The sequence below is a fragment of the Escherichia sp. WS1450 genome, assembly GCF_046487395.1.
GTDB lineage: Bacteria > Pseudomonadota > Gammaproteobacteria > Enterobacterales > Enterobacteriaceae > Escherichia > Escherichia coli.
The window spans coordinates 1-711 of record NZ_JBJQJO010000147.1; the positions used below are offsets into that span (position 1 = coordinate 1).

Consider the following 711-nt stretch of genomic DNA (forward strand, 5'->3'; position numbering starts at 1 on the left):
GGTGATCGCCGAAGTATCGACTCAACTATCAGAGGTAGTTGGCGTCATCGAGCGCCATCTCGAACCGACGTTGCTGGCCGTACATTTGTACGGCTCCGCAGTGGATGGCGGCCTGAAGCCACACAGTGATATTGATTTGCTGGTTACGGTGACCGTAAGGCTTGATGAAACAACGCGGCGAGCTTTGATCAACGACCTTTTGGAAACTTCGGCTTCCCCTGGAGAGAGCGAGATTCTCCGCGCTGTAGAAGTCACCATTGTTGTGCACGACGACATCATTCCGTGGCGTTATCCAGCTAAGCGCGAACTGCAATTTGGAGAATGGCAGCGCAATGACATTCTTGCAGGTATCTTCGAGCCAGCCACGATCGACATTGATCTGGCTATCTTGCTGACAAAAGCAAGAGAACATAGCGTTGCCTTGGTAGGTCCAGCGGCGGAGGAACTCTTTGATCCGGTTCCTGAACAGGATCTATTTGAGGCGCTAAATGAAACCTTAACGCTATGGAACTCGCCGCCCGACTGGGCTGGCGATGAGCGAAATGTAGTGCTTACGTTGTCCCGCATTTGGTACAGCGCAGTAACCGGCAAAATCGCGCCGAAGGATGTCGCTGCCGACTGGGCAATGGAGCGCCTGCCGGCCCAGTATCAGCCCGTCATACTTGAAGCTAGACAGGCTTATCTTGGACAAGAAGAAGATCGCTTGGCCTC

The 711-nt window shown here is 53.4% G+C and carries 1 protein-coding gene; it reads left to right on the forward strand.

What is annotated here, in order from left to right:
- Position 1: 1 nt before the first annotated feature.
- Positions 2-711: AadA family aminoglycoside 3''-O-nucleotidyltransferase (locus ACJHYR_RS28010; RefSeq protein WP_065806410.1), on the forward strand; the 710-nt coding region annotated here is incomplete at its 3' end.